Raw genomic sequence first — 6,395 nt, forward strand, 5'->3', positions numbered from 1 at the left:
GATGCGCGGCAGAAAGCCGGGCTTGAGCCGCTGTTTTAGAAGCGTTCGCCGACCATTTCCTCGCTTTTCGACCAGAGCGCCTCGGCATGCTCGGGATCGAGCGCATAGGCGCGGACGCCCTCGCTGATCGCACTGATTTTCTGGTCGTCGGGCACGATCTCTCCGACGTGGCAATTTTCGCAATAGCGTCCGCCGACGGCATCGGCTGGAGCCACGACACCCGCCCAGACCGACGTTGCTGCCCCTTGGGGGATGGTCTTGAACTCGAACGGCGGCTTACCTTCGGCGGCGAGGTCGCGGTTCATGTGATCGATCATGTCCTGCATCTGGGCACCATCCATGTGGCGGCCGAGTTCGGTTCGGATGCCGCCGGGATGTACGGCGGCCGCCCGGATGCCCCGGCTTCGATGACGCCGGTCGAACGCGACCGCGAACAGGATATTGGCGGTTTTCGATCGCCCGTAAGCCACGAAGGGGCTGTACGGCGTGCGCTCGAAGTTGGGATCGTCGAGATCCACGTCGGCAAACCGGTGTCCCGACGAGGCAAGGTTCACCAGTCGCGCGCCCTCGCGCATCAGAGGTGCGATGCGGTTGACCAGCAGGAAATGGCCAAGGTGGTTGGTGCCGAACTGCGTCTCGAAGCCGTCGGCGGTTCGGCCGAAGGGCGTCGCCATCACGCCCGCATTGGCGATGACGAGGTCGAACGGCTCGGCTTTCGCGGTGAGCGCATCCGCGCAACGGCGGACGCTTGCCAGGGAGGCGAGGTCGAGTTCGATCAACTCGAAGCCGCCGCCCCCCGTCCAAGCCGCGTCGCGCACCGGCGCTGTGGCGCCTTCAGCCTTTCCGAGATCGCGTGCGGCGCCGATGACATGCGCCCCGCACGCCGCGAGGGCTCGCGCGGTTTCGACCCCGAGGCCTGCGGACACGCCGGTCACTAGGGCTCGCTTGCCGCGCAGAGTGACTCCGGCAAGCACGGCTTCGGTCGTGCAAGACGCGGTGAATGCGTGGTTCATATGACGTCTTCCTCATGCTGTCATAGATCCGGCGACGCCGTGCACCTGAAGGGGGCCAGGCTTGCGGAAGGCACGCGTCTCCGCGATAAGCGGAGGATCATTCCGGAAATATACGGAGGATTTCTCCGCTTGCAAGGGCTGTGATGTGATCGACGTACCGAAGGAGGCGGGCAACCGAAGGCTGCGCGCCGACGCGCAACGCAACCGCGATCATTTGCTGGACGTGGCCAAGGCCGCGTTCACGCGTGGAGGCGCGGATATCAACCTCGACGACCTTGCCAAGGAGGCGGGGGTCGGGGTCGGTACCTTGTACCGGCACTTTCCGACGCGGGACGCGCTGATCGAGGCGGTCTACCGGAATGAAGTGCGGAGGCTCGCGGAGGCCGCCACCAACCTGGCCGACACGCACCCGCCGCTCGACGCACTGCGCAGCTGGATGCGGCTCTTCGTCGACTATATTGCCACCAAATACCTGATCGCGCCCGTGCTGAACTCGATCGTCGGTGGTCCCTCGCACCTCTATGCCGCAACGGGCGATCAGCTGAAGCAGGCGATCAATGGTCTGGTCAGTCGGGCCGTCGCCTCCGGGGATATCCGGCCCGATCTCGATCCATTTGATCTTCTTCGCGCCCTGGTGGGTGTCGCCAACGTCGCGGCGACGCCCGATTGGGAGGCGAGTGCGAAGCGGCTTGTCGATATCCTGATCGCGGGGTCACGCCCCGTCACCTGACCCATCGGGGCCGACGCGGCCATCTGGCCCGGATGTCGCCGCAAAGCGCCGGCCGGGCCGAGACAAACGGCGGGAACCTTTGCGGAAGCCGGCCAAGGCGTCCCTGTTCCAACATCCACAGGGCGGGCTCTGCAGTTGACAGTCTATATAGATAGTAGACATATGACGCCGCATTGGGTCCAGGGTCAGCGGGATGTTTTCGATGATGCTCACACGGCGCAACCTTGTCGGAGCCTTCGGCGCCATGGCGGCGGGGGCTGCCTTCGGCCCCGCGCGGGCCGCCGCGGACATCAAGCTGCTCAATGTGTCCTACGATCCGACGCGTGAGCTCTATACGGAGATCAACGACGGTTTCGCAGCGGTCTGGAAGGCCAAGACCGGCGCGACCGTCACGTTCGAGCAGTCGCACGGCGGTTCGGGCAAGCAGGCTCGCTCAGTGATCGATGGGCTCAAGGCCGATGTCGTCACGCTGGCGCTCGGCTGGGATATCACCGCGATCGAGAAAGCCGGCTTGATCAAATCCGGCTGGCAGACGCGCCTGCCCGACAATGCCGCGCCCTACACCTCGACCGTCGCGTTCCTGGTCCGGAAGGGCAATCCCAAAGGCATCAAGGACTGGGCCGACCTGACCCGACCTGGCGTCCAGGTCATCACGCCAAGCCCGAAGACGAGCGGCGGCGGCCGCTGGGCCTTTCTGGCCGTGTGGGGCGGGATCGCCAAGGCCAAGACCTTCGACCTTACGACCCCGGATGGGAACGCGGCGGCGAAATCCGCCGCGGAGGGTGCGACGTCCTTCCCGATCTACGACAATGCCGAGGCCAAGAGCTTCATCACGACGCTCTACAACAGCCATGTGCCGGTGCTCGACACGGGCGCCCGTGGCGCGACGGTCAGCTTCGCCCAGAAACAGATCGGCGATGTGCTGATCAACTGGGAGAACGAGCTCTGGCTCGCCAAGGAGGAGTTCGGTGCCGACAAGTTCGAGATCGTCTATCCGGCCACCAGCATCCTGGGAGAGCCTCCCGTGGCGGTGGTCGATGCCGTCGTGGATCAGAAGGGTACGCGGGCCGTCGCGGAAGCCTATCTGCAATATCTCTACACGCCGGAAGCCCAGGATGTGATCGCGCAGCTCCACTATCGGCCGCGCAATCTCGATGCGGTGAAGAAATACAGCGCCGATCTCCCCAATGTCCCGCTCTTCACCATCGACGCGGCTTTTGGCGGCTGGACCAAGGCACATACGACGTTTTTCGCCGACGGCGGCGTGTTCGACTCCCTTTACAAACCGGCGCAATAGCCCCCAAAGACTGTCGAGTTTGCGGGCGCGAGGCGGCTGACATGGATCAGGGGCGACGAGAGAGACCGGCGGCTTGGTAGCCGCCGCGAAACGGCGTGTCATACCGGGCTTCGGCCTGACCCTCGGCTACACGCTCGTCACCCTGTCCTGCTTCGTACTGTTGCCGCTCGGCGCGCTCGCGGTGCGCACCGCGCAACTGTCGTGGCCCGAGTTCTGGGCGACGATCACCGACCCGGTTGTGGTGGCCGCCTACCGGTTGACCTTCGGGGCCTCGGCTGTGGCGGCGCTCTGCAATGCCGTGCTCGGGCTGATGACGGCCTGGGTTCTGGTCCGCTATCGCTTTCCCGGCCGCCGTCTGCTCGATGCGCTGATCGATTTCCCCTTCGCGCTGCCGACAGCCGTGGCGGGCCTGACGTTCAGCAACCTATATCTGAAGGACGGCTGGATCGGCGGCTTCGGCGACCGGCTAGCCGGTCTCGTCAACAGTGCCGGCGCATCCTTGGGCTATCCCGCCTTGATCCCTTCCGACAGCCTCGGCTGGCTCGACTTCGCCTATACCAACACGCCGACCGGGATCGTGCTGGTGTTGATCTTCGTGGGCCTGCCTTTCGTGGTCCGCTCGGTGCAGCCCGTGCTCCAGGAATGGGATGCCGAATATGAACTGGCCGCCGAAAGTCTCGGGGCAGGGCCCTTCACGACCTTCCGGCGTGTGATCTTCCCGGAGATCTTTCCGGCCTGGCTGAGCGGCTCGTCGCTGGCCTTCGCGCGGGCGGTGGGCGAATATGGTTCGGTGATCTTCATCGCCGGCAACATCCCGGGCAAGTCGCAGATCGCGCCGCTTCTGATCGTCCAGAAGCTCGACGACTTTCAATACGCGCAGGCGACCGCCATCGGCATGGTCTTGCTTCTGGCCTCGCTCGCCATCCTGCTTGTCATGAACGGCATCGAGACCTGGGTCCGACGCCGCCAGACCGCCTGAGCGAGATCGTCCATGGCAGGTGCGCCCCTTCTTGTCTCCGCCAGCGCCTCAGCGCCGCCCGTGACGCGCGGTCATCCCGTCTGGCGCCGGTTGCTGATTGCCGGCACGGTGGTGTTTCTCACGATTTTCATCGTCTTGCCCGTCGTCAATGTGTTCACGCAGGCCCTCTCGAAAGGTGTAGCCGCCTACACGGAGGTCTTCACCGGACCCGCCGCCGATCAGCCGCCCCGCAACCTCGCCGAGAAGCGCAAGCTTTCCACCCGCCGGGCGCAGAGCGAGAAGACCGCGAGTGCCATCGCCATGTCGGTCGGCGTCGCGGCCGTCGTCGTGCCGCTCAACATTCTGTTCGGCCTCATGGCGGCCTGGGCGGTCACGAAGTTTCGCTTCCGCGGTCGCCTGCTGCTCATCGCGCTGATCGACCTGCCGTTTTCCGTGTCGCCGGTGGTGGCCGGCCTCATCTTCGTCCTGCTTCTCGGCCGGACGGGGCTGTTTGGCGCCTGGGCCACGAATTTCGTCTGGCCCGACCCGACCTCGATCGCCTGGCGCGGCTTCGGCGGCGGCTGGCCGATCGGATTCGACCGCTTCAACAGCGGCATCATCTTCACGCCGCTCGCCATCGTTCTGGCCTCGGTCTTCGTCACCTTCCCGTTCGTGGCGCGCTCCGTGATCCCGCTCATGCAGGCGCAAGGCACGGATGAGGAAGTGGCGGCGCTGTCGCTCGGCGCGAGCGGCTGGCGCACCTTCCGGTTCGTCACGCTGCCGAACATCCGCTGGGCGCTCCTTTACGGCACTATTTTGTGCACGGCGCGTGCCTTTGGCGAATTCGGCGCCGTGTCGGTGGTCTCCGGCAATACGGATGCCAACGATACGATGCCGCTGCGCATCGAAAAGCTCTGGAATGAATATGACAACCAGGCCGCCTTCACGGTGGCGTCGCTCCTCGCCTTGCTGGCCATGGTGACGCTGGTGTTGAAAACCTTGATCGATTGGCGTGCCGCGCGTTCCGCGCGACGCGACACGGGCGCAACCCTTCAGGCAGGTCCTCCCTCATGAGCATTGAGGTTCGCGGCATCAGCAAATCCTTCGGGCCGACCCGTGTCTTGAAGGAGATCGACCTGCGGATCGAGACCGGAGAGCTGGTCGCCCTTCTCGGCCCGAGTGGCTCGGGCAAGACGACCCTTCTGCGGATCATCGCCGGCATGGAGCACGCCGATCCTGGCGGCGGCTCCGTGTTGTTCGACGGTCAGGACATCACAGCGCAAGGCATCGGCGACCGCCGCATCGGCTTCGTGTTCCAGCATTATGCCCTGTTCAAGAACATGAGCGTGTTCGAGAACATCGCCTTCGGGCTGCGCTCGAAGCCCTGGCGCAGCCGGCCCGATGCCGCGCAGATCAAGAGCAAGGTCGATGCCTTGCTGGATCTGATCCAACTCGGGTCGCTCGCACAGCGCTATCCGTCGCAATTGTCCGGGGGGCAGCGTCAGCGGGTCGCGCTGGCCCGGGCCCTTGCGGTTGAGCCCAGGGTGCTCCTGCTTGATGAACCTTTCGGCGCGCTCGATGCGACCGTGCGGCGTGAGCTACGGCGCTGGCTGCGGCGGTTGCACGAAACCATTCACGTGACGACCATCTTCGTCACCCATGACCAGGAAGAGGCCCTGGAAGTCTCGGACCGCGTCGCCGTCATGCGGGCGGGCCAGATCGAACAATTCGGCTCGCCCCAGGAGGTCTACGAGAACCCCGCGAGCCCGTTCGTGTTCCAATTCCTGGGCCATTACAACGTGTTCAGTGCCCGTGGACAGGTGGCCGACGCGCCCCTGTCCGCCGGGGGAGGGGAGGGGGCCCTGACGCTGGTGCGTCCACATGATGTGGTGGTGAGCCGCAACGGGAATGACCGGGACGCTATCCCGGCGCGCGTGCTCCATGTCGGCCTGGTCGGGCCGCTCGTCCGGGTCGAGCTCGAACGTCTCGACCGCAAGGAGTCGATCGACGCCGAACTCACGTCGGAAGCCAGCAAGGAACTGGCCCTCAAGCCCGGTGACTCGGTGTTCGTCACGTCCCGGCACGAACATTCCTTCGAGGATTATTCGATCTGACGCGCCTCGCCAGCCTCCGGCTGGCTTGAGCGTTTGGCGCCAAGGCCCCGCGTTCCGGGAGCCTTTTCAATGTCCTGATCCCGAGCCGGTCCTTTTTGGCTCTCTTGCGGTGTGCCCAACAGGCCAGTGAAATCAAACAGTTGGCATGTCGCGAAGGGGTGATGTGAGGATCCGGTGACGATTTTCCGACGTTTTTGGAATTTTGTGTGTTGACGAGTTTGGGAGTGTGGTCCTATAAGGCGTTCATCGACGGCGGCGCTGCCAACGAGTTGGCGGCGGGCGC

Annotated in this window: 7 protein-coding genes; 5 read left to right on the forward strand and 2 right to left on the reverse strand. The window is 64.9% G+C overall.

Annotation, left to right across the window (positions count from 1 at the left end; genetic code table 11):
* Positions 1-35 precede the first annotated feature (35 nt).
* Positions 36-1,013 carry an SDR family NAD(P)-dependent oxidoreductase gene (locus M8523_RS20935; protein WP_282586850.1) on the reverse strand — a complete coding sequence of 326 codons (978 nt, stop codon included), beginning with the start codon at positions 1,011-1,013 and terminating at the stop codon, positions 36-38.
* A 145-nt stretch (positions 1,014-1,158) separates the two neighbouring features.
* On the opposite strand from M8523_RS20935, the gene M8523_RS20940 reads away from it, so the two are divergent.
* The 5 genes from M8523_RS20940 to M8523_RS20960 all read left to right on the forward strand — a co-directional run bounded on the left by M8523_RS20940 (position 1,159) and on the right by M8523_RS20960 (position 6,112).
* The gene (locus M8523_RS20940) at positions 1,159-1,743 is read left to right on the forward strand and encodes a TetR/AcrR family transcriptional regulator (RefSeq protein WP_282586851.1); all 585 of its coding nucleotides are present in this window, start codon (positions 1,159-1,161) and stop codon (positions 1,741-1,743) included.
* Positions 1,744-1,948: 205 nt separating this feature from the next.
* Entirely contained in the window at positions 1,949-3,040 is a 1,092-nt protein-coding gene (locus M8523_RS20945; RefSeq protein ID WP_282586862.1) for a sulfate ABC transporter substrate-binding protein, read from the forward strand.
* A 73-nt stretch (positions 3,041-3,113) separates the two neighbouring features.
* The gene (locus tag M8523_RS20950; RefSeq protein ID WP_282586852.1) at positions 3,114-4,019 is read left to right on the forward strand and encodes an ABC transporter permease; all 906 of its coding nucleotides are present in this window, start codon (positions 3,114-3,116) and stop codon (positions 4,017-4,019) included.
* Between the two features lie 12 nt (positions 4,020-4,031).
* Complete coding sequence (locus M8523_RS20955; protein ID WP_282586853.1) at positions 4,032-5,072, forward strand: sulfate ABC transporter permease; 1,041 nt, start codon at positions 4,032-4,034, stop codon at positions 5,070-5,072.
* Positions 5,069-6,112: a sulfate/molybdate ABC transporter ATP-binding protein gene (locus M8523_RS20960; protein WP_282586854.1), complete on the forward strand. Its 1,044-nt coding sequence runs from the start codon at positions 5,069-5,071 to the stop codon at positions 6,110-6,112. Before M8523_RS20955 ends, M8523_RS20960 begins: the two co-directional genes overlap by 4 nt.
* Here M8523_RS20960 and M8523_RS20965 read toward each other — a convergent pair.
* Positions 6,100-6,395 (reverse strand): hypothetical protein (locus M8523_RS20965; RefSeq protein ID WP_282586855.1); only part of this gene is annotated, 296 nt, incomplete at its 5' end. The genes M8523_RS20960 and M8523_RS20965 overlap by 13 nt on opposite strands.

This window comes from Lichenifustis flavocetrariae (assembly GCF_026130545.1).
GTDB classification, from domain to species: Bacteria; Pseudomonadota; Alphaproteobacteria; order Rhizobiales; family Beijerinckiaceae; genus Lichenihabitans; species Lichenihabitans flavocetrariae.

Bases quoted from the DNA above. Each gene is read 5' to 3' on its own strand.
- M8523_RS20935 (WP_282586850.1), bottom strand. From the start codon at position 1,013: ATGAACCACGCATTCACCGCGTCTTGCACGACCGAAGCCGTGCTTGCC.
- M8523_RS20945 (WP_282586862.1), top strand. From the start codon at position 1,949: ATGCTCACACGGCGCAACCTTGTCGGAGCCTTCGGCGCCATGGCGGCG.
- M8523_RS20955 (WP_282586853.1), top strand. From the start codon at position 4,032: ATGGCAGGTGCGCCCCTTCTTGTCTCCGCCAGCGCCTCAGCGCCGCCC.
- M8523_RS20960 (WP_282586854.1), top strand. From the start codon at position 5,069: ATGAGCATTGAGGTTCGCGGCATCAGCAAATCCTTCGGGCCGACCCGT.